Source organism: Thioalkalivibrio sp. ALMg11 (assembly GCF_000377905.1).
Lineage (GTDB): Bacteria > Pseudomonadota > Gammaproteobacteria > Ectothiorhodospirales > Ectothiorhodospiraceae > Thioalkalivibrio.
Genome location: NZ_KB898878.1, coordinates 83,574 through 105,767, shown reverse-complemented (window position 1 = coordinate 105,767; position 22,194 = coordinate 83,574). Strand labels below are relative to the sequence as shown.

Annotated in this window: 18 protein-coding genes; 8 read left to right on the top strand and 10 right to left on the bottom strand. The window is 67.3% G+C overall.

Annotation, left to right across the window (positions count from 1 at the left end; genetic code table 11):
• Nucleotides 1–4 precede the first annotated feature (4 nt).
• Entirely contained in the window at nt 5–1,336 is a 1,332-nt protein-coding gene (locus tag D578_RS0112845) for a sulfite oxidase (RefSeq protein WP_018950347.1), read from the bottom strand.
• 258 nt (nt 1,337–1,594) lie between these two features.
• Here D578_RS0112845 and D578_RS0112840 point away from each other — a divergent pair, with 258 nt between their 5' ends.
• Nucleotides 1,595–2,404: an FKBP-type peptidyl-prolyl cis-trans isomerase gene (locus D578_RS0112840; RefSeq protein ID WP_231364120.1), complete on the top strand. Its 810-nt coding sequence runs from the start codon at nt 1,595–1,597 to the stop codon at nt 2,402–2,404.
• Between the two features lie 2 nt (nt 2,405–2,406).
• On the opposite strand, the gene scpB is transcribed toward D578_RS0112840, so the two are convergent.
• Genes scpB through D578_RS0112815 form a run of 5 tightly spaced genes read right to left on the bottom strand, consistent with a single transcriptional unit; the run spans nt 2,407 to nt 7,315 of the window.
• Nucleotides 2,407–3,096, bottom strand: a complete 690-nt coding sequence (scpB, locus tag D578_RS0112835; protein ID WP_018950345.1) for an SMC-Scp complex subunit ScpB — start codon at nt 3,094–3,096, stop codon at nt 2,407–2,409.
• 26 nt (nt 3,097–3,122) lie between these two features.
• Nucleotides 3,123–3,992 carry a ScpA family protein gene (locus D578_RS0112830; protein WP_018950344.1) on the bottom strand — a complete coding sequence of 290 codons (870 nt, stop codon included), beginning with the start codon at nt 3,990–3,992 and terminating at the stop codon, nt 3,123–3,125.
• Between the two features lie 15 nt (nt 3,993–4,007).
• A complete protein-coding gene (locus tag D578_RS0112825) occupies nt 4,008–5,228 on the bottom strand; it encodes a tryptophan--tRNA ligase (protein WP_018950343.1) in 1,221 nt (406 codons plus the stop codon).
• A 57-nt stretch (nt 5,229–5,285) separates the two neighbouring features.
• Nucleotides 5,286–6,650 (bottom strand): DUF945 family protein, encoded by a 1,365-nt coding sequence (locus D578_RS0112820; RefSeq protein WP_018950342.1) that lies wholly within the window; start codon nt 6,648–6,650, stop codon nt 5,286–5,288.
• Between the two features lie 50 nt (nt 6,651–6,700).
• The gene (locus tag D578_RS0112815) at nt 6,701–7,315 is read right to left on the bottom strand and encodes an L-threonylcarbamoyladenylate synthase (RefSeq protein ID WP_018950341.1); all 615 of its coding nucleotides are present in this window, start codon (nt 7,313–7,315) and stop codon (nt 6,701–6,703) included.
• A 412-nt stretch (nt 7,316–7,727) separates the two neighbouring features.
• Here D578_RS0112815 and D578_RS0112810 point away from each other — a divergent pair, with 412 nt between their 5' ends.
• Together D578_RS0112810 and D578_RS0112805 are read left to right on the top strand one after the other, a co-directional pair.
• Nucleotides 7,728–8,024 carry a YciI family protein gene (locus tag D578_RS0112810; protein ID WP_018950340.1) on the top strand — a complete coding sequence of 99 codons (297 nt, stop codon included), beginning with the start codon at nt 7,728–7,730 and terminating at the stop codon, nt 8,022–8,024.
• Nucleotides 8,024–8,881 (top strand): peptidylprolyl isomerase, encoded by an 858-nt coding sequence (locus D578_RS0112805; RefSeq protein WP_018950339.1) that lies wholly within the window; start codon nt 8,024–8,026, stop codon nt 8,879–8,881. Before D578_RS0112810 ends, D578_RS0112805 begins: the two co-directional genes overlap by 1 nt.
• A gap of 41 nt (nt 8,882–8,922) precedes the next feature.
• On the opposite strand, the gene D578_RS0112800 is transcribed toward D578_RS0112805, so the two are convergent.
• Nucleotides 8,923–9,477, bottom strand: a complete 555-nt coding sequence (locus tag D578_RS0112800; protein ID WP_018950338.1) for a copper chaperone PCu(A)C — start codon at nt 9,475–9,477, stop codon at nt 8,923–8,925.
• A 185-nt stretch (nt 9,478–9,662) separates the two neighbouring features.
• Between D578_RS0112800 and D578_RS0112795 the strand changes: the two genes are divergently transcribed.
• Together D578_RS0112795 and D578_RS0112790 are read left to right on the top strand one after the other, a co-directional pair.
• Nucleotides 9,663–10,919 (top strand): efflux RND transporter periplasmic adaptor subunit, encoded by a 1,257-nt coding sequence (locus D578_RS0112795; RefSeq protein ID WP_018950337.1) that lies wholly within the window; start codon nt 9,663–9,665, stop codon nt 10,917–10,919.
• Nucleotides 10,916–14,104, top strand: coding sequence for an efflux RND transporter permease subunit (locus D578_RS0112790; protein ID WP_018950336.1), 3,189 nt, complete (start codon nt 10,916–10,918; stop codon nt 14,102–14,104). The genes D578_RS0112795 and D578_RS0112790 overlap by 4 nt, the downstream gene beginning before the upstream one ends.
• 289 nt (nt 14,105–14,393) lie before the next feature.
• Here the strand turns inward: D578_RS0112790 and D578_RS0112785 are convergent, their stop codons facing one another.
• Nucleotides 14,394–15,725, bottom strand: coding sequence for an MFS transporter (locus tag D578_RS0112785; protein ID WP_018950335.1), 1,332 nt, complete (start codon nt 15,723–15,725; stop codon nt 14,394–14,396).
• Nucleotides 15,726–15,773: 48 nt separating this feature from the next.
• Nucleotides 15,774–16,400 (bottom strand): TIGR02281 family clan AA aspartic protease, encoded by a 627-nt coding sequence (locus D578_RS0112780; protein WP_026289341.1) that lies wholly within the window; start codon nt 16,398–16,400, stop codon nt 15,774–15,776.
• 162 nt (nt 16,401–16,562) lie between these two features.
• Between D578_RS0112780 and D578_RS0112775 the strand changes: the two genes are divergently transcribed.
• From D578_RS0112775 to ispG, 3 genes are all read left to right on the top strand, one after another.
• A complete protein-coding gene (locus D578_RS0112775; protein WP_018950333.1) occupies nt 16,563–17,417 on the top strand; it encodes a hypothetical protein in 855 nt (284 codons plus the stop codon).
• Nucleotides 17,418–17,471: 54 nt separating this feature from the next.
• Nucleotides 17,472–18,581 (top strand): hypothetical protein, encoded by a 1,110-nt coding sequence (locus tag D578_RS0112770; protein ID WP_018950332.1) that lies wholly within the window; start codon nt 17,472–17,474, stop codon nt 18,579–18,581.
• Between the two features lie 260 nt (nt 18,582–18,841).
• Nucleotides 18,842–20,068, top strand: a complete 1,227-nt coding sequence (gene ispG, locus D578_RS0112765; RefSeq protein ID WP_026289340.1) for a flavodoxin-dependent (E)-4-hydroxy-3-methylbut-2-enyl-diphosphate synthase — start codon at nt 18,842–18,844, stop codon at nt 20,066–20,068.
• A gap of 550 nt (nt 20,069–20,618) precedes the next feature.
• On the opposite strand, the gene D578_RS0112760 is transcribed toward ispG, so the two are convergent.
• The gene (locus D578_RS0112760; RefSeq protein ID WP_018950330.1) at nt 20,619–22,184 is read right to left on the bottom strand and encodes a PAS domain-containing methyl-accepting chemotaxis protein; all 1,566 of its coding nucleotides are present in this window, start codon (nt 22,182–22,184) and stop codon (nt 20,619–20,621) included.
• Between the last annotated feature and the right edge of the window lie 10 nt (nt 22,185–22,194).

The window sequence follows — 22,194 nt, the reverse complement described above, 5'->3', positions numbered from 1 at the left end:
CTCCTCAGGCTTTGACGCGGACGTCGATGTGGTGGGCCTTGTTGTTGCCATAGCCCCGCGGGTTCCAGCCCGGCAGCACCATCGGCTGACGATCGCCCTTGCTGTTGGTGGCCACGGCCCACACCTGATGGAAACCGGGTTCGGAGAACTCGATATCCGCCTCCCAGGTCTGCCAGGCGAACTTGTTCACCGGACGCTTCAGGTCGGCCTTCTGCCAGGTCACCCCGAAGTCGGTCGAGACATGGAGCTCCTCGACATCGCCGTAACCATCCCAGGCCTTGCCCGCGACCTTCAGCGTGCTGCCAACGGAGGCCTCGGCACCGGTCTCCGGATAGGTGATCAGCGACTTCACCGGCATTTCCTCGAGGACGACCATGTCCTCGTTCGGCACGTCGGCACCCGGCTCCACCGGATGACGCGGTACGCGATAGCTGTGGCCGGTCATGCCCTGACCGTCATGCTCGCGATCGCGGACGAGGATCTCGGTCAGCCACTTGCCGCTGGCGGAACCCGGGAAGCCCGGGGTGATCAGGCGCAGCGGGTAGCCGTGCTGTTCCGGGATGTCTTCATCATTCATCGCCCAGACGATGAGGGTCTCGTCTTCCACGGCCTTGCGCATGGGGCAGCCACGCGACAGCGCATCCAGGTCATCACGGCCGCTCAGGTGAGCGTCACCGGCCTTGAAGCCAATGTACTCGGCCTTGTCGGCGTCGTAACCGACGTCTTCCAGCACGTCGCGCAGACGCACGCCCGTCCAGGTCGGGCAGCCGATCGCACCGAGATCCCACTGGTTACCGCGCGGGGACGGCTCGAACGCGGCACGCCCGTTGCCGCCACACTCGATCCAGATCTGCAGGGTGTGGTGCTCGAACTTCTCCTTGAGCTCCGCAATGGTGTAGGACTTCTCTTCGTTCGCCGCTTCGCCGTGGACCGTCAGGGTCCATGCGGATGCGTCGATCCCGGCCTTCTCCGGCGGAACGCCGTTGTTGCGGACGAACATATTGGGGAACGGGGTCACTTCGTCGTGCAGCAGATGCGGCGGCAGCTCACCGTTGATCGGGCGGTCATTCAGCCAGATAACGCCGTCCACCTTGCCCTCCACGTGGAAGCCTTCGATGCCGGCGGCCACGGCACTGGACAGGGTGCTGCGCTGGAACATGGTCTGCATGGCGGTTTCCGCGCCCAGACCCATCACGGCCAGGGCGGCACCGCCCTTGCCCAGGCGACCCAGGAAGCCGCGACGGGCGGCGCCCGTCGCGGTCAGCTGTTCGGTCTCCTTGATTTCTGCTTCGGACTTGCGGTCCATCTCGGAACCATCGCTCTTGTGGTCAGTCATTTGCCAGCCTCCGGCTTGTTCTCGGAACACAATCTCGTGTACTGCCTCTCTCTCATTAGGGACAGCCATTTGGACTTGTAGCAAAGCCCTTCAAAGCCTGCAATAAAAAATAGGGATTTTTTACACGATCCAGAAACTTCTACATAACGCCTGTATTCGATCATCGACATGCGGTGTAGAATAGCGGCCCACTGGATCTCGCAACTTGCTGATCGCAATCTTGTATTAACCCTTTTTAATATAAACGGACGCTACATAATGAAGATCACGTTTTATCATTTCGCATATTCAGGATTTATTATATTCGCAGTGGCGCTGATCGGCTCGTTGCTCGCAGGCGGCATTGCCAGCGCGGAGCCCACGGCATCCATCGAGACCCACGAAATCGAACCCGGCGAGGGGCCCGGGATCGTGCGGCATGACACCGCGATCCTGCACTACACCGGGTCGCTGGAAGAGGACGGCAGCGTGTTCGATTCCAGCCGCGAGTCCGGCGCACCATTTGCGCTCACGCTGGGAGCGGGCCAGGTGATCCCGGGCTTCGAACAGGGCGTGATGGGCATGCGCGAGGGCGGCAAGCGCGAGATCGTCATCCCGCCGGAACTCGGCTATGGCGAACGTGGGGCCGGCAACATCATCCCGTCCAACGCGACCCTGCGCTTCGAGGTCGAGATCCTCGAAGTCGAACGCGCGCCCTTTAGCGGGCTGGACAACGAAGGCCTGGCCGAGAAGATCCGCGAAGGCGCGACCATCGTCGACATCCGCCGTCCGGACGAATGGGCGGAGACCGGAGTGATCGAGGGCAGCCACCGCATTACCGCCTTCGACGAGAACGGCGAGCTCAACCCGGCCTTTGGCGAGCAGTTCACCAACCTGGTCAAGCCTGACGAGGACGTCGTGCTGATCTGCCGCGTGGGCAACCGCACCGGCGCTCTCGCCCGCGCTTTGGCCGACGGCCTTGGCTACGAGAACATCTACAACGTGACTGACGGCATCATGGAATGGCTGGACGACGACCGCCTGGTGCAGCACGACTGCCCGGAAGCGGCCGAAACGGCCCAGTGCTGATCTCAGAGTGAGTGCGTCGGGGGTGCCGGCTCCGGATCGGCATCCCCGCCATCGAAGTCGAGACCCTGGTTCGTGCCCGGACCGGCGTCTTCCTTTGCGTCCGGCGACGACAGGCTCAGGCCCGCGTCGGAGGCCACATCCGCGAGATCGCGAATCTGGTCCAGCGGCGGCAGTTCCTCCAGGCGCTGCAAACCCAGATCGTCGAGGAAGCTACGAGTAGTCGCGTACAGGGCCGGTCGCCCCGGCACCTCCTTGTGCCCCACCACCCGCACCCACTCGCGCTCCTGCAGCGTGCGCATGATCCCGGTACTGACCGCCACCCCGCGCACGGCCTCGATCTCGGCGCGGGTGACCGGCTGGCGATAGGCGATGATCGCCAGCGTCTCCAGCAGTGCCCGCGATAGCCGCGCCGGGCGCTCGGGCTGGGCGGCCTGCACGGTCGCGGAGAAACGCGAACGCACGCGGAAGCGATACCCGCCGGCGGAACGCACCAACTCGATGGCACGATCGCTATAGTGTTCCTGCAGACGACCAAGCGCCCGTTCCAGCAAGGCCTGATCGATCTCGCCCAGGTCCTCGCAGGCGGCCTTCAGGTCGCGCGGCGCCACCGGTTCCGCAGCCGCGAACAGCACGGCCTCGACCGCCAGCTCGACAGCCCGCAACTGCTCGTCATCGACGGTCCCGGCAGGCATCTGCACATCCGATCCAGTGGGTTCGCTCACGCCGGCTCTCCCCCTTCGTCTCCCACGGGCGCCCCGCGCCGGCGCAGCCGGATGGGGCTGTAGGGTTCGCTCTGGCCCCATTCGACCAGCCCGGCCTTGGTTAGCTCCAGCACCGCCAGGAACGATACCACCACCCCCTGGCGCCCCTCGGCGACCAGCAACAGGGTCACGAAGTCGGTGAAACGCTCGGGATGCAGGCTGTCGAGGATGTTCGACATGCGTTCGCGCACCGACAGCTGTTCGGTGGAGACATGGTGGTGCGCCATCAGACTGGCGCGGTGCATCACCGCCGCCAGCGCCTCCATCAGTTCGTCCAGCGTCGGGCCGGGCGGCGGCGGGCCCTCAAGCGCCTCGACACTGGCGCCGGCGGCGAACACATCGCGGTCCATGCGCGGCAGGGCATCCACCCGCTCGGCGGCGATCTTGAACTGTTCGTATTCCTGCAGCTGTCGGATCAGCGCCATGCGCGGGTCGGCATCTTCGTCCGCCTCGGCCTCCTTCGGCCGCGGCAGGAGCATGCGCGACTTGATCTCGGCCAGCAGGGCGGCCATCACCAGATATTCCCCCGCCAGCTCCAGGCGCAGGGCCTGCATCACCTCGATATAACCCATGTACTGCCGGGTGATCTCGGCGATGGGGATCGAGAGGATGTCGAGGTTCTGACGGCGGATCAGGTACAGCAGCAGATCCAGCGGCCCCTCGAAGGAGTCGAGGAAGACCTCCAGGGCGTCGGGCGGGATATAGAGATCGGCCGGCAGCTCCGCCACCGGCTCGCCATGCACCCGATAAAGCACCTCCCCGTGCGCGCCGGTCTCGACGGTCGCGGGGCGCTCGAGGTCGTCGCTCGAGTCAGCGTACGGGTCCATGCCTCTGACTCGGATTCATCGCAGGTAGTCCAGGCCCATGGCCCGGCGCACCTCTTCCAGGGTCTCGCGGGCCTCTTCGCGGGCGGCCTCGGAGCCCTCGACGATGATGGAGCGCACCAGCGCCGGATCCTCGGCGTATTCCTTCGCACGTTGCTGAATCGGCTCCAGCTCCGCCTGCACCGCCTCGATCAGCGGGCGCTTGCAGTCGATACAGCCGATGCCGGCCGTGGTACAGCCGGCGTGCAGCTCCTCGCGCTGGCTCGCATCGGTGTAGACCTTGTGCAGGTCCCACACTGGGCACTTTTCCGGATCACCCGGATCGGTGCGGCGCACCCGCGCGGGATCCGTCGGCATAGTACGGATCAGGCTCTCCACCTCGGCCGGCTCGGTGCGCAGGCTGATGGTATTGCCGTAGCTCTTGGACATCTTGCGCCCATCCAGCCCCGGCATCTTCGAGGCCGGGGTCAGGCGCGGCTGCGGCTCCGGCAGGATGATCTTGCCGCCACCCTCGAGGTACCCGAACAGGCGCTCGCGATCCCCCAGCGAGATGTTCTGCTGCGAATCGAGCATGGCCCGGGCAACCTCCAGGGACTCTTCCTCGCCCTGCTCCTGGAAGCGCTTGCGCAGGTCGCGGTAACGCTTGGCGGCCTTCTTGCCCATCTTGTCGGCGGCCGCCTCGGCCTTCTCGGCAAAGCCGGGCTCGCGGCCGTAGAGGTGATTGAAGCGCCGTGCGATCTCGCGCGTCACCTCCAGGTGCGAGACCTGGTCCTCGCCCACCGGGACCATGCCGGCGCGGTAGGCCAGCACGTCGGCGCTCTGCAGCACCGGATAACCGAGGAAGCCGTAGGTCGCCAGATCCTTCTCGCGCAGCTGTTCCTGCTGGTCCTTGTAGGTCGGCACCCGTTCCAGCCAGCCGAGCGGGGTGATCATCGACAACAACAGATGCAGCTCGGCGTGCTCCGGCACGCGCGACTGCACGAACAGCGTGGCGGAGCCCGGGCTCACCCCAGCCGCCAGCCAGTCGATGACCATCTCGGTCACATGCTGCTGCAGATCACCCGGATCCTCGTAATGGGTGGTCAGCGCATGCCAGTCGGCGACGAAGAAGAAACACTCGTAGTTGTGTTGCAACTCGATCCAGTTCTTCAGCACACCGTGGTAGTGGCCCAGATGCAGGCGCCCGGTGGGGCGCATGCCGGAGATCACGCGCTGGTTGGTACCCTGGTTACTGCTCACGGAATCTATCCCTTACTCTCAGAATAAAATGGGCGCGTCCACGCCCGGTCAGTCGTCTCAGAACATGCCGCCGGACAAGGCGAACAGCATGGCCAGCAGCATCGCCGTGCGATCCACGTCGTTGATCCGCACGCGGCCGTCCGCCATCGCGAGCGTGCCGTGCCAGTAGCCTGCCTCGGCATCGCGACGGACCCAGCCATCCGCGGCCAGGGCATGCAGCTGCGCGTCCAGGTCGATATCGGGATACGCAGCGTCGAATTCGGCCACCCATTCCAGCCCGAGTCGCAGATCGCTGTCCAGCCGCAGGGTTTCCAGCGGGCGGGTCGTTAGACTTTGCTGCGTGCCATGCAGGCCGAGCTCGGCGTCCAGCGCGAGCTGGCGCGGCGGCTCCCCGTTCAGCGACGCCTTCAACTGGATCGCCGGCTGGTGTTCGATCATGCCACCCAGGGCGTCGATCATCGCCGAACCGATCAGGGCATTGCGCTGCTCGCCCTCGATGCCGCGCGCCTCGATCGACTCCAGTTCGGCCAGAAGCTCCAGCAGGCTGGGACGATCCCAGCGCAGGATGCCCGCCTGCAGGTCCAGCGCCATCAGCGTCAAGGCATCCCCGGCGCCGTCATCCACGCGAGCGTGATCGACCTGTAGCCGCAGACGCGAATCCATGCGGTCGTTGTTCGTTTGTTGGAAGGCGTCGAGGCGCGGGCGTTCCACGCGCAGGCGGGTCGCCTCGCCCTCGCGCAATTCGATCAGCGCCGCCGCCAGGCCGCCCTCGTAGTCCGGCAGGCGCCCGAAGACACCGTCGGCGTCGGCCTCGAACACCGTGGCGTAGCGGGCATCGCGTGCCTCCCAGGAGAAACTCTCGTCGGACAGCGTCAGCGCCGGCAGGTCCAGGCTCACCAGGATCTGCTCGGACGACCAGGCGAAGCGCCCCTGGCCGGCCGCGAGATCCAGCCATACCGGGGTATCCGTGCCCGCGTACTCGGCCACCTCGGGCACGGTCATCAGGTCCATGCGCAGGTCGTCGAACGTAACGCGGGTAGTCACGCCACCGCCGATCCCCGACCGGGAATGTACCTGCAGATCCAACGAGCGCAGCAGGTGCCCGATCAGGGAATCCGCCGGTGCCACCAGGGTATCCAGGTCCACGAACGAGTCGCCGCGTGCACCCAGCAGACCATGGCGAACGTCGTGCACCAGGGGGATCTCGAAGCGGCCGTCAGGGTCCTCCAGGATCAGTCGGCTGCGGCCGCTGGCCCCCAGATAGCCGCGCTCGTATTCGAGCATCTCGTGGCGCAGATACACCTCGCCAAGCTGAGCCTCGTGTGTCTCGGCGACGGTGCCCTCTACCTGCGTGCCGATCACCACCGGCCAGATGGCCGCCACTGCCAGCACCACCACCGCAAGAACCACCCACTTACGCATTGCGCCTCCCTGCGGCCATGCCGCGCCGTGATCCCCGCCGTCGGCCGGGGCTATTCATCCAGGAATCCCACATCGCCCAGGCCATGCCGCATCACCTCGGGCGCGTCACCGGTGAGATCCACCACACTGGTGGCTTCCAGGGTCCCGGCACCGCCGTCAATCACCATATCCACCACCTTGCCCAGGCGCTCCTCGATTTCCCACGGCTCGCTCAACGGGTGTTCATCCCCGGGGAGTTGCAGAGTCGCCGACATCAGCGGAGACCCCAGCTCTTCCAGCAGCGCCGAGACAATCGGGCTCGCCGGCACGCGCATGCCAATAGTACGGCGCTTCGGGTGCTGCAGCCGTCGCGGGACCTCGCGGGTGGCGGGCAGAATGAACGTGTAGGCCCCCGGGGTCAGGGCCTTCATCAGACGGAAGGCGGTGTTGTCCACCTTCGCGTACACGCCCAGTTCCGAGAGATCGCGGCACAACAGCGTCAGGTGATGGGTCTCGTCTACCTGACGGATGCGGCGAATGCGATCCGCCCCGGTCTTGTCCCCCGGCAGGCAGGCCAGCGCGTAACAGGCATCCGTCGGCAGGGCGATGACGGCCCCCTCCTGCAGCTGGTCCAGGACCTGCCGGATCAGCCGGGGCTGGGGATTATCGGGGTGGATCGAGATCATGGGACAAGTCGGTGCGGTGATCGGCCGCGCAGTGTAGCGCATCCATCGGCGCACCCATAAGAACGAGCCCTTAAGGAGACGCTGATTGAATCGTGCGCTCGCGCTCGAGTCGCTTTTGCGTGCGAACAAGGCGCGGTGACTGCCGTGCAGTCACTCTGCACAAAGGAACCGCAACGCTGTTCGCGCACAAAAGCGGCCGAGCCCCTACGTTCAATGGTTTGTGGGGTTGGTGCCCCCTGTTCCCCGATCCTGCGTTGCGCCGCTTGCGGGTAGAACCACTACCCGCTGCTCGACGCGCCTTGTCTCGGAAAACAGGGGGCACCAACGCGAGCGCGCGATTCAATCAGCGTCTCCTTAACGGCATCCGGCCGCCGACATCGTTAGAATGATGCCCTTACCGAGGAGAATGCCGATGCTGTACATGATCCAGGGCGAGGATGCCCCCGATTCGCTGGATGCGCGCCTGGCTGCGCGCCCGGAACACGTCGCCCGGCTGCAGGCCCTGCGCGACGACGGCCGCCTGATCCTGGCCGGCCCGTGCCCCGCCATCGACAGCAACGACCCCGGCCCGGCCGGCTTCACCGGCAGCCTGATCGTCGCGGAGTTCCCCTCGCTGGATGCCGCACGCGAATGGGCCGACGCCGACCCCTACGTGGCCGCGGGCGTGTACACCACGGTCGATGTACGCCCATTCAAGCAGGTGTTCTGATGAAGCTGCGCATCCTGACCACAGCCCTCGGCGCCCTGGCCCTCGCCGGCCTGCTCGCCGCCTGCGACACGCAGGAACAGGCCACGCCGGACTCCACCACTGACGACATCACCACGGATACCGGTGACGCCGATACCGTCGCCATCGTCAACGGTGAAGCCATCACCCGCGCCGACCTGTTCGCCTACGCCGGCATGGACGAGGACCCAGGACCGGCCGAGAGCGACGGCACGCTGGAGGAGCTGATCAGCCTTGAATTACTGCGTCAGGAGGCGGTCGCCCGCGGGCTGGATACTGATGCCGAGACCCGGCGCATCCTGCGCATGGTCGAGACCAACCTGCTGGCTTCGCTGCTGATGGAGCGCATCACCGAAGAGCTCGACATCACCCAGGCGGACCTCGAGGCGGAGTACGACCGCCAGATCGAACAGATCCGCGGCACCGAATATCGCGCTCGGCACATCCTGGTGGAAGAGGCGGAACGCGCCCGCGAACTGCTCGAAGAGCTGGAGGCCGACGCGGACTTTGCCGAACTGGCCGAAGCCCATTCCACCGATCCGGGCTCGGCGGCCCGTGGTGGCGAACTCGGCTGGTTCGCTCCGGAACAGATGGTCCCCGCGTTCAGCGAGGCGGCTATGGCGCTGGAACCGGGCGAGACCACCGCGGAACCGGTCGAGAGCCGCTTCGGCTGGCACATCATCCGCCTAGAGGAAACCCGCGATACCCCGGTCCCGGAACTGGAAGACGTGCGCGCCGAGCTGATCGAGATCCTCGAAAGCCGCGCCATCCAGGAGTATCTCGAGGCGCTGCGCGAAGACGCCGACGTCGAGATCCCGACCCGGCCCGCCAACCAGTAAGGCCGAAACGCTGTGTACCCAACGGGTACGCAGCGTCCGTTTCAGTGCCCGTCGTGCCCGGCCTCGTGGTCCATGCCGCGAGCATCTCCGTCCATCATGTGCCCGCGGGAGTGGCCCTCACCGGCACCCTCGCCCCGCTGCACCCGGGCATGAATCGCCATGGTTTCGCCGTCGGCAAACTCCAGGATCACCGGGATCCAGTCCCCCGCCGTCAGCGGCTCGTGCAGGCCGATGAACATCAGATGCAGTCCGCCCGGCTCCAGCACCAGGGTCTCGCCAGCCGGGAGTTCCAGGCCGTCGACCTGACGCATGCGCATCACGCCATCCACATGAGCATGCTCGTGTAGCTCCACCACCTTCGCGATGGGCGCCTCCGCCGCAACGATCCGATAATCCTGATCGCCGCTATTGCGGAGCACGAAGTAACCACCCGTCATGTCGCCCGGCATCAGGCGAATCCACGGCGTCCCCTCCATCTCCAGGCCATCGCGGCACTCGCAGATCTGCGGCTCCTCGGCCAGGACCGGAGCCGCAACGCCGCCCGCCAGCAAACCCGCCGCCAAAAGGCCGCCAAGAAACAGCTTGGATCCCTTCATCGCCTTTATCCTCATTTAAGCAAACCGTAATATTGGCACAACAGGGACCGACCGCAACCGCGGGGGTTCCCTCACAAACCGCGATGGTATGATGTGGCCCGCTGCGGGAACCTCCGGCCCGCGCGCGTCTCCAAGCGACGAGCCACACCCGACTTGCCAGTACCGCGAACACAATCGAGATACTCATGCCGCGCGCCCTCCGCCGAGCCATCCTCCCTGTCCTGATCCTCGCCGTCGCGGTGGTGGGCTTCATGATTCTGCGCGCGACCGGGCCCTCGGCCCCGCCACCGGAGGCCAGCGAACGCACCTGGCCGGTGCAGGGTCTGACCGCCGAGCCCGGCACCCACCGGCCGGGCATCATCCTGAACGGACGCAGCCAGTCCGCCCGCGATGCGCTGCTGCGTGCCGCGGTCGAGGGAGAAATCGAAGACGTGCCGGCGCGCGCAGGGCAGCGGGTGGCGTCGGGCGACACGCTCATCCGCATCGACCCGCGCGAGGCCCAGCTCCTGCTGGACCAGCGCGAGGCCGAACGCCGGGAGCTGGAAGGCGCAGTCGAGAGCGAAGAACTGCGCGCCCGCTTCGACCGCGAGGCCTTGCAACGCGAGCGCGAACTGCTGGCGATTGCCGAACGCGGCCTGGAGCGGGCCCGCGACCTGCGCGGACGCAACCTCGGTTCCGAAGCCGACGTCGATGCCGCCCGCGAACGCCTGCAACAGGCCAGCATCACCGTGGACAGCCGCGAGCAGGCCGTGGCCGATGCCCCGATGCGCCTGGCCCAGTCCGAGGCCCGCCTGGCGCGGGCCCGCGCCGCCGAGGCGCAGGCCGGAATCGACCTGGAGCGCACCACCATCCGCGCCCCTTTCGACGCCCGCGTCGTCGAGGTCGAGGTCGCCACTGGCGAACGCGCCCGGCCGGGGGATCCGCTGCTGCGGCTGTACGCCGTGGACGATCTGGAGATTCGCGCCAGCCTCCCGGAACACCTGATCGCCCGGGTCGAGGCCCTGCTGCAGGCGGGCACGAGCCTCCCCGCACGCGCCATGGTCGGCGGCCACGAAATCGAAACGGAGCTGGCACGCCTGGAGGGCGAGACCCGCACCGGCGAATCCGGGATGCGCGGGGTATTCGAGGTCCGCTCGGGGGGCCAGCAGCTGCCGCTGAACCGCTTCGTCGAGCTTCGCCTGCAGCTGCCCGAGGAGGCTGACAGCCTCGCCGTCCCGTTCGAGTCGCTGTTCGGACGCGATCGCGTGTTCCGCGTGGTTGAAGGGCGCCTGGAGTCCCTGCAAGTGGAGCGCCTGGGCGACTTCATCGACGCGGACGGCAACACCCTCGCCCTGATCCGCAGCGACGCGATCACCGCTGGCGACACCCTGATCGCCACCCGCCTGCCGAATGCCGTTGACGGCCTGCGGGTCGAGGTCGAAGCCCAGGATTCCGTGCAATGAGCGAGTCCGAACCCGGCCCCGCGCCGGCGTCCGGGCAGCCGATGCCCGGCGGTGGCGCGCGGGACAACGACTCGTCCCCGCGCGGCCCGATCCAGCTGTTCCTGGAGCATCGCCTCGCCGCCAACCTGCTGATCGCACTGATGATCCTGGCGGGTGCGTTTGCCCTGAGCAAGCTGAACACCCAGTTCTTCCCCAACTTCGAGCTCGACTTCGTCACCGTCGAGGTGCCCTGGACCGGGGCCAGCGCGGAGGATGTCGAACGCGCCATCGTCGACCCGCTGGAGCAGGACCTGCGCACCGTCGACGGCCTGCGCAACATGACCTCCACCTCGGCGCTGGGCGTCGGCGTCGTCACCATGGAGTTCGAGGCCGGGACCGACATGACCCTGGCGCTGGAGCAAGTCAACGACCGCGTGAACCAGCAGCGCAACCTGCCGGAGGCCGCGGAGACCCCGGTGGTCACCCGCATCATCCGCTACGAGCCGGTAGCGCGGTTGCTGCTGACCGGCCCCGAGGACCCGCAGCAGTTGCGCATCCTCGCGCGTCAGTTCGAGCGCGAGCTGCTGGACGCGGGCATCGCGCGCATCGAGTTCACCGGCCTGACCGCGGACGAAATGGCCATCCAGGTGCCGTCCGCGACGCTCTACCGCCTGGACATGACGCTCGCAGACATCGGCGAGCAGATCCGCGCCATGGCGCAGGACCTGCCGGCCGGCTCGGTGGGGCGCGACGACACCGCGCGCCAGATCCGCAGCCTGCAACAGGCGCGTGACATCGTCAGCTTCGAGCGCCTGGTGCTGCGCGGCGACGGCGAGCTCGGGCGCCTGACCCTGGGCGATATCGCGACCCTGGAGCTGCGTCATCGCGACGGGCAGGTACGCGTCCGCGCCAACGGCCAGCGCGCGATCGAGATGCAACTCTTGCGCTCGGAGACCGGCGATTCCCTGGCGGCCGCGGAGATACTGGAGGACTGGCTGGCCGAGACCCGCCCCGCGCTGCCACCGGGGGTTGATCTGCAGGTCACCGACGCCTTCTGGGAGCTCTTGTCCGAGCGCATCACCCTGCTGCTGAAGAACGGCCTGGGCGGTCTGCTGCTGGTCCTGGCAATCCTGTTCCTGTTCCTCAACCGCCACATTGCCCTGCGCGTGGCGCTGGGCATCCCGATCGCCTTCACCGCCGCCTTCGTGGTGCTGTGGGTCGTCGGCGGCTCGATCAACATGATCTCGCTGTTCGGCTTCATCATGTCGCTGGGGATCATCGTCGACAACGCCATCGTGGTCTCGGAGCACGCCTACAGCCTGCACCAGCGCGGAATATCGGCCAGCCGCGCCGCGCGCGACGGCGCCCGGCGCATGGTCGGTCCGGTGATCGCCGCCTCGCTGACCACGGTGGCCGCATTCCTGCCGCTGATGCTGATCGGCGGGATCATCGGCAACATCCTGTTCGACATCCCGCTGGTGGTGATCTGCGTGATCATCGCCACCTTGCTGATCGCCTTCCTGATCCTGCCCGCGCACCTCAAGGGCGTGATGCACCGGCTCAAGCCGCCGCGCCCGGGCAGCCTGCGCGAGCGCTTCGACAACGGCTTCGAGGGCTTCCGCAACGGCGCCTTCCGCCGCGCGGTCACGGTCTCGGTCAACCACTCCGGCACCACCCTGGCACTGGCGGTCGGCGCGCTGATCCTGGCCATCGGCCTGGCCGCCAGCGGGCGCATCGGCTTCACCTTCTTCCCGTCGCCCGAGGGCACCATCGTCAATGCCGGCGTCAACTTCGTCGCCGGCACCCCGCCGGAGCGGGTGGAGGCCTTCCTGATCCACGTCGAGGAGGCCCTGGCGGAGACCGAACAGGACCTCGGCGGCAACCTGGTGCGCGCCTCGGTCACCCGCCTCGGACGCGGCATCGACCCCGGCGACGGCAATGCCCCGCGCGGCGACCAGTTCGGCAACATCCAGGTGGAGCTGACCTCGCCGGAGCAGCGCGAGGTCCGCAACCGCGAGTTCATCCAGGCCTGGGAAGAACGCGTGCGCCAGGCCCCGGGGATCGAGAACTTCAGCATCGACGAACGCCAGACCGGTCCGCCCGGACGCGACCTGGAGGTCCGCCTGACCGGCGACGACCCGCATGTGCTGAAGAACGCGGCTCTGGAACTGGCGGATATTTTCGACGACTTCGCCGGCACCTTCGCCACCAACGACGACACCCCGTTCGGCCGCGAACAGCTGGTGTTCCAGGTCAATCCGGAGGGTCGCGCCCTGGGCCTGACCACGGAATCCGTCGGCGCCCAGCTGCGTGACGCCTTCGACGGCCACCTGGCCCAGCTCTACCAGGATGGGCTGGAGGAGGTCGAGGTGCGCGTACGCCTGCCGGACCACGAGCGCCATTCCAGCGAGAGCCTGGAGCGGCTGAACCTGCGTCTGCCGAGTGGCGAATTCGCCCCGCTGGGCAGCGTGGTCGATCTGCGCTCGCGCCAGGGCTTCGAGACCCTGCGTCATGCCGACACCCGTCTGGCCATCCAGGTCTCCACCGAGGTGGACCGCAGCGTGAACAACGCCGCACGCATCCGCGCCGCGCTGGAGGACGGCCCGCTGGACGACCTCGCGGCACGCTACGGCATCGAGTACTCGTTCGAGGGGCGTGCAGCCGACCAGGCCGAGACCTTCGCCGACATGCGCACGGGCCTGATCCTGGCGCTGGGACTCATGTACATCACCCTGGCCTGGGTCTTCGGCTCCTGGGGCTGGCCGCTCATCGTGATGGCGATCATCCCGTTCGGGATCCTCGGCGCCCTGCTCGGGCACTGGATCCTGAATGTGGAGTTGACCATCCTGTCGCTGTTCGGCCTGTTCGGCCTGACCGGGATCGTGGTCAACAACTCGATCATCCTGGTGAGCTTCTACCAGGGCCTGCGCGAGGCCGGTCTCGCCATGCAGGAGGCGATCGTCGAGGCCGCCTGCCAACGCCTGCGCGCGGTCATCCTGACCTCGGTGACCACCATCGCCGGCCTCACGCCGCTGCTGTTCGAGCGCTCGGTCCAGGCCCAGTTCCTGATCCCGATGGCGATCTCCATCGTCTTCGGCCTGGCCATCGCCACCGTGCTGGTACTGTTCGTGATCCCGGCCCTGCTGCGCCTCTACGAAGGCCGCTTCGACCGCGGCGCCACCACCACCCACCACGCCACCGAATAGCCCTTTGTGCCCGTCGCTCTCTGAATTCTCACCACGAAGCGCACACAGGCACGACGAAGGGCGATTGGACCACCGAGGGCTCGAAGCACACGGAGAAGGCCGAAGAAGGTTTCGCGCCGGGTAGGATGTCGTTGAGCGAAGCGAAACGCATCAACTTCCCGCCACGGTTCTGGCTGAATCACTTACCGTCCTTCTCACCCGCAAGAACCACCATCCCATTTCTCCGTGCACTCTGTGGTTCAGCCGCCCTTATTAACCTTCTTCGTGCCTGCGTGCACTTCGTGTTTGATCAAGCAGACTCGGCACGGCGGCGGTCGGCCAGGCGGATGGGAATAGACGCCAGCAGCGCGGCGAGGAACAGGAACAGGCAGAACAGGATGGCGTTCTCGAGGCCCAGCCAGACCTGCAGCAGGCCGATACCGAGCAGGCCGAAGATCGCCGCGGCCTTGGACGACAGCCCCCAGAAGCCGAACCAGCGCCCGGCCTCGCGTGCCGGAACCATCAGCGCCACCAATGCACGCCCGGCGGACTGCGCCGAGCCGAGGCAAAGCCCGGCCAGGACGCCCACACCGAGGAACACCATCTGCGCCTCCACCGGCTGGCCGAGCAGCACGCTCAGCCACTGGGCGATGGCGGGCGTGGCAAAGATTGCCAGTACCGCCAACACCCACAGCGCCAGCGTGATGCGATAGATGCGCACCGGCCCCGCGCGGTCTTGCAGGAAGCCGAAGCCCACCGCCCCCATCACCGCGGTGACCTGGGTCACCACGAACATCAGTACGCGCGTCGGTTCGTCCCACTGGATCACCTGCGCACCGTAGATGAAGGTGAAGGCGATGATGATGTAGATCCCGGCCATCATGAAGAAGATCGAGACGAACAGCGCGCGCAGGTCGCGGCGCTCGCGCAGCGTGACCAGCGAGGCCTTCACCCGCTTCCAGCCGAGCCCCAGCTGGACGTTGCGGGCCATGCGCCGGCGGGTGCCTCGCTCCTTCAGGAACAGGAAGGTCGGCAGCGCCGAGACCAGGAAGAACGCGGCCGCGAATGGCCCGACCCAGCGGATGCGCTCGAAGTTCTCCGCGCTTACCTCGCCCAGCAGCCCCAGGGCAAAGGCCGTCGCCACCAGCCCGCCGATATACCCCAGCCCCCAGCCCAGCCCCGAGATCCAGCCGAGTTTCTCCGGTGGACCCAGATCCGGCAGGAAGCTGGCGATGAAGGACTCGCCGATGGCATAACCGAAGTTGGAGGCGATGATCAGGGCCATACCGAAGAACACCAGCCCCGGCTCGACGAAGTACAACAACGCGGTGGTGATGATCGTCAGCACCCACGAGGCGGCGAGGAAGCGCTTGCGCGAGGCGGTGGCATCCATGATCGCCCCGGCAAACGGGGCCGCCACGATCACCATCGCATAGCTGACCGCCAGGGCCACACTCCACAGCAGGTTGCCGAGGCGATAGTCCGGGGCATCGCCGACGATCACGCGGGTGAACAGGTCGCCGAAGATCACCGTAATGATCAGCAGTGTGTAGGCCTGATTGGCGAAGTCGAACATCGCCCAGCCGAAGATCTCGCGCCGCGGGACCGGCGCGTTCTCGGGGTGGCGCCGAATCAGCGGCATGCAGGATTTCCGGGGACCATGACGGGCGTCATCCTAAGGAAATACCGCTCAATGCGCACGTTCGCGCTCGCGGATCACCACTGCATCGCCGTCCGTCTCAACCACAAAATGTTCGAGGAAGCTGCGGCCCAGACGCGAGCGCGGCAGCGCATCGTCGGGCAGCACGATCGCACTGACCCCCGAACGGCGCAGCGTACCCACCTGCAACTGCTCGATCCGGACGCGCTGCCCATGCTGCGTGCCCCGCGCGTCGCGGATGCGAACCGAACGTCCCTGGTCCGCATCGATCCCGGCCCTCTCGACATCTGTCGCGCGCAACAGGACCGAGTCGGCCTGCGGATCGACGACGACCGTGACGGCCGTGCCGTTCACCCCCGCGGTCAGCGCGTGATCCCCGCGCGAATCCCGATGCACCCGGACCTCGGCACCACCCTCCGCCGGCCCGACCGGCCGCGCCGGCGCCGCGCGCTGCTGCACCCGGAGCTCATGCTGCCTGCCGCCGTACTCCACTAACGCCGCGCCGGGCCCCGTGCGCAGGACCCGCACGCCGCCCGGCCCGCTCTCGCCGGTAGAGACCACGGCGCGCTCGTCCCCCACGGACAGCACCGCCCGATCCCCGAACACGGCATGCAGGCGCAGTTCCTCCGCGGCCACAGAGGCCGGCCACCACAGCATCAGCCACACCGCCAGACCAAGCACGGCCGGCGGGCCGCATCGAGAGAGACGAGTACAAGTCATGCCGCTGTTATAACGCCTCCGGCTGAACGAAACCGGAACACCGAGCGACATCCCCGGCGCCTGCTACCATCAGGACGTGCACATCCTTCTGGAGCCCCCGTGTCCCGTTCATCCTCGTCCGTCGCATCCAGCCCGCTCCCGACCCGCCATATCGAGTTGCGCCATGCCTTTACCGTGACGCTTCTGGTGATCGGGCTTTGGCTGATGCACATGAACCTGCGGGTCCTGCCCGAGGCCGGGGTGGTCGCGCTGTGGATCGGCGTAACCCTGCTGATCGCCCATGGCGGCTTCCGCCGCCACCGGGTGCGGCGCGCGGCGTTCCTGCGCGGCTACCTGGAGCCGACCAGCCAGTGGCCCCGGCGCCTGCGCGGTGGCCCGCTGATGGCCCTGCGCCATCTCATTGTCGGCGCGCTGCTGGGTGGCTTGCTGCTGATCACGCTGGCGCGCATCCCGACGCAGGAGGTCTGGGCCGCCCTGCTGATTGGCGGCTTTGTGCTGGTGACGACCGAGGCGATCCTCGCCCGGCTGCTGCGCGGCCATGCCCATCCGCAATTCGCACCGGAACTGGCCCGCCGCGGGGCGTTGCGGGTCGCCGGCACGCTGCTGATCGTCGCGCTGCTGGCGCTGGCCCTGCTGGCCCGCTATCCCGACCTGACCGGCGCCACGCTGGAACAGGCGGTCTGGTTCCTGGTCCACCAGGAGGCCGCGCGCAGCCACCTGCTGGAGGCCGGGTTGCAACTCGCCGCCGCCCAGGACGCCCTGCGCCTGTGGCTGGGCCAGCAGTGGTTCCCGCAGGGCGTGGAGTCCCTGCCGGCCCTGCTCGGCTGGCTGCTGGTTCTCGCGGAACAGGCCTTCCTGGCACTCGGCTTCCTGCTGCTGGCCAACGGCCTGCTGCCGCTGCGCCCGGCGAACGACACGCTGGGCGACCCGCGCAACGCCCCGGTTATCGAGTAGCCTGGGCCGCCCCATGACGCCGCTCCGCCTCCAGCCCCCCACCGGAAACCGGCGATGACGGCAGCAACGGGCTGGCAAAACACAGCGCCGAGATGGCGGGCGGCCTGGGTCTGGGCGGCCCTGACCCTGCTGGCCAGCACCACCCTGTTGTGGCTGGCCAGCCAGCACGAACCCCGAACCTGGGAAGACGCCGCTCCGCTGACCCTGCAACTCGGCGAACAGCGCTACCAGGTCGATCACGACCGGCTCACCCGCCTGGAACGCTTCACGCTTGAATGGCTGGAGGCCGGCGATTCCGAGGCCCAAGACCACTGGCAGAGCCGCGTGGATGTCGAACTCGATACCCGCTTCGCGGAACTGCGCGACCGCATCCCCGAGGTCGCAGACTGGTACTTCTCGCTGGGCGCCGAATACATGCGTCTTTGGCTACGCGGGACCCAGTGGCTGGGCGACGCCGAGCCGGACGCCCCCACACGGATGCTGCGTGAGCGCCTCCTGCCCGAGGCGCTGTGGGATCACGCCTTGCAGGATCTGGCCACCCACGTCGAATGGGGCCTGGACGAGCAACAACGCCAGGTCCGCGACGCCTGGCGTCTGGAGCTGGCGGATCGCCTGGCCGATGGACGCATCCCGAATCCGCCACCGCGCGCTGGTGGGACTTCCGCCGTCGAGATCGAACACGGCCACGCCCTGCATGCGGCGCTGGACATTGACCTGGAGCGCTTCGATCAGCGCACCGGCCTGGCGGCCACGGCCGCTGCCGGCACTGGGCTCGCGACCCCGCTAATCGCCCGCGCAGTACAGGCCCGGCTGGCCGCCCGCGCCACGCAGGCGGGGCTGGCGCGCAGCCTCGGTCGCGCCGGACGCGCGGGTGCCATTGGCGCCGGGGTCTGCGCCTGGAGTGGCCCGTTCTCGCTGGGCTGCGGAATCACCGCCGGCGGGGCCACCATCGTCGGCGTGGACTGGCTGCTCCTGCGGCTCGACGAGACCCGCCACCGCGAAGACCTGGAGCAGGCCCTGAACGAGGCCCTGGACGCCCTGCACGCCGAGACCCGCCTGGCCTGGCAGCAAGCCATCGCCGAGCGCGTCGAGGCCCGGCATGCGGCCAGCCGCGCCTCGCTCGAGCACACCTTCCAGCCCTGGAGGGCCGGCCTGAAACGCTGATCGCCCCCCACCTGCGGGTGGGCAGACCACCCCGTCATCCCGGCCGCAGCGAAGCGGAGAGCCGGGATCTCCAGCGCCGGGGAAACCGCCTGACCGTGGAGATCCCGGATCGCTGCGATGCGGCGTCCGGGATGACGGGGGGGGGGGTGGCGGCACAGCACCCGTGAAAAGGTCCAACCCCGGGAAGACAGCGGCGTCTCGGCAGCAACGCGGTGCTGCGTTACACTCCGCGCACCGATACCTCGCGCCCGCGCATACTGATGAATACGATTCCCAAGCGCCACAAGACCGTGCCCGTCCGCGTCGGCAACGTCACCGTCGGTGGCGACCACCCAGTGATGGTGCAGTCGATGACCAACACCGACACCGCCGATGCCCTGCGCACCGCCGTGCAGGTGGCGGAACTTGCGCGCGCCGGCTCCGAGGTCGTGCGCATCACGGTGAACTCCGAGGCCGCGGCGAAGGCCGTACCGGAGATCCGCGAACGCCTGGATGCGATGGGACTGGACGTGCCGCTGGTCGGGGACTTCCACTTCAACGGCCACAAGCTGCTGACTCAATACACGGAATGCGCGCAGGCGCTGGCCAAGCTGCGCATCAACCCGGGCAACGTCGGCCGCGGCTCGAAGCGCGACAGCCAGTACGCCGCAATGATCGAGACCGCCTGCGAGTACGACAAGCCCGTGCGCATCGGCGTGAACTGGGGCAGCCTGGATCAGGCCCTGCTCGCGCGGATGATGGACGCGAACAACGAGCGCGCCGAACCCCTCGAACCCGAGGCGGTGATGCAGGAAGCCCTGATCACCTCGGCGCTGGAGAGCGCGGCCGAGGCCGAGCGCATCGGCCTGCCACATGACCACATCATCCTGTCGGCCAAGGTCAGCGGCGTGCAGCCGCTGATTTCGGTCTACCAGGACCTGGCCACACGCTGCGACTACCCGTTGCACCTTGGCCTGACCGAGGCCGGCATGGGGGCCAAGGGCATCGTCGCCTCCACCGCCGCGCTGTCGGTACTGCTGCAGCAGGGTATCGGCGACACCATTCGTATCTCGCTGACGCCAGAGCCCGGCGGCGACCGCACCCGCGAGGTCCTGGTCGCGCAGGAGATTCTGCAAAGCATGGGGCTGCGCAGCTTCCTGCCGTCGGTGGTCGCCTGCCCTGGCTGCGGGCGCACCTCCAGCGAATACTTCCAGCACCTGGCCCAGGACATCCAGACCTACATCCGCCACCAGATGCCCACCTGGAAGGAGCGCTATCCGGGCGTGGAGGAGATGACCGTCGCGGTGATGGGCTGCGTGGTCAACGGCCCAGGCGAGAGCAAGCACGCCAATATCGGCATCTCCCTGCCCGGTACCGGCGAACAGCCGGTCGCCCCGGTCTACGAGGACGGCGAGAAGACCGTCACCCTCAAGGGCGACCACATCGCCGAGGAATTCCAGGCCCGTGTCGAGGCCTACATCGAACGCCGCTACCGCCAGACCGCGTAACGCTCACGTGCAACACGAAGCGCACGAAGGCTCGAAGAAGAGCCAGGTCAAAAGCGCATCACAGGACGGTTGGAAGATGGGAAGGGTTATTGGAGTGTGGGGCACTGGCTAGCACGGCCCCCTGCAACGCCCTTTACGGTTTATCCCAATCCCTCTTCCGATCTTCGCGTTTTCCTGTCGATCACCCCTGACCTTCTTCGGGCCCTCCATGGGCTCTGTGGTGAAAAGCCCAACAACGGCACGCCACCCTCCCTCGTCATCCCGGCCGTAGCGAAGCGCAGAGCCGGGATCTCCAACGTTGGGGCCATCCCGGGAGATCCCGGATCACCGCTGCGCGGTGTCCGGGATGACGTGGCAAGCCTTTTGCGCTACGGCCGGGATGACGAGAGTAAGAGCCCATAATTTGGTGCCAGAATTGGGCGCTGCAACCGCCCGCCAGAAGATTTTGCGCACCGGTGGCATCGCCCGAGCAGCAGGTCATGACGCCGCGCGACCGTTCCCACCGGCGCACCGTACCGGCCAACGCCATACCCCGTAATCGGCGCCGAGCTTACTTATGTTCGAAGCGGTGAATCAGCGCCTTCAGCTCGGCGGCCTCGGCCTGCATGCGCGCGCTGGCGTCGCGGGCATGAGCGGAGACGGAGCCGGTCTCGGTGGCCACGTCGCGAATGGAGGTGACGTTGCGGTTAATCTCCTCGGAGACTGCGCTTTGCTCCTCGACCGCCGTGGCGATCTGGGTGTTCATCTCGGTGATCTGGCCGACGGCCTTGCGGATGGTGGTCAACGAGTCGCCGGCGGCCCGGGCCTTCTCCACCCCGTCGGCGGCCCGCTCCTGACTGGCGCGCATCGCGGACATCGCCTCGCGCGCCCCGGACTGCAGGCTCTCGATCATGTTGCGAATGGTCACCGTGGATTCGTCGGTGCGCTGCGACAGGCTGCGAACCTCGTCCGCCACTACGGCGAAACCCCGGCCATGCTCGCCCGCACGAGCGGCTTCGATGGCCGCGTTCAGCGCCAGCAGGTTGGTCTGTTCGGCGATCGCGCGGATGACACTCAGGATCTTGTCGATCTCCACGGTGCTCGCCTCCAGCTTGCCGAGCTTCTCGGCCGTGGATTCGACCTCCGCCGCCATGCGGTTGATCACGGAAACGGTGTCGTTCACGACCTCCTGACCGGCCCCGGTTTCCTTCTCGGCGTTGTTCGCGGCCTCGGCGGCGCGGGCGGAGTTGCTCGCCATCTCCTGGATGGTCGAGGTCATCTCGTTCATGGCCGTGGCGACCTGGTCGATCTCGTTTTGCTGGCGCTCCACACCGGAGGCGGTCTGGTCCACGCTGCTGGCCATCGAGTGCGCATCGTCATTCACCGCCTCGGCCTTGTCCTCGATGCGGCCCAGCACGGTGCGCAGTTTGGCCTCGCCGAAGCGCTGTACCAGTTCCAGCGAGGCGCTGTCATCGCGCCGCCCGGTGTAGATCGCCTCCATTACCGGGTTGTTGAACTGGGCCTGGGCGCGATTGACCGCCTGGCGTACCCCGGAGGTAAACACCAGCGAAGCCACACCGCCGACGGCGAAGATCAGCACCAGCAGGGCCGCCTGCACCAAAGGCGACGACGCCAAGAACACGACGGCGAGCGCCAGCAGGACGCCCACGATCCAGGTACCCGCCAGGCGACAGGTCAGGCCGTGATACCAGCGCCGCGCGAAGGTCCGGCCCCGGTTGATCGCGGCATACACCTTCTCGGCACGTGCGACATGTTCACGCTCCGGGATCGCCCGCACCGACTCGTAGCCGCTCTTGCGCCCGTTCTCGTAGGCGGGGGTAACAAAGGCGTCCACCCAGTAATGATCGCCGCTCTTGCGCCGATTCTTGACGATACCCATCCAGGCCCCATCGGCCTTCAGGGTCGACCACATGTTCGCGTAGGCCGCCTCCGGCATGTCCGGGTGGCGAACGATGTTGTGGGCGGCCCCCTCCAACTCCTCGCAATCGAAGCCGCTGACCTCGACGAAGTCGTCGTTCGCATAGCGAATACGGCCTTTTTCGTCCGTGGCCGAGATCAGATCCCCGTGCCGATCCAGCGAATACTCCGTCTGGGTGACGGGCAGATTCTTGCGCATGCCGTACTTC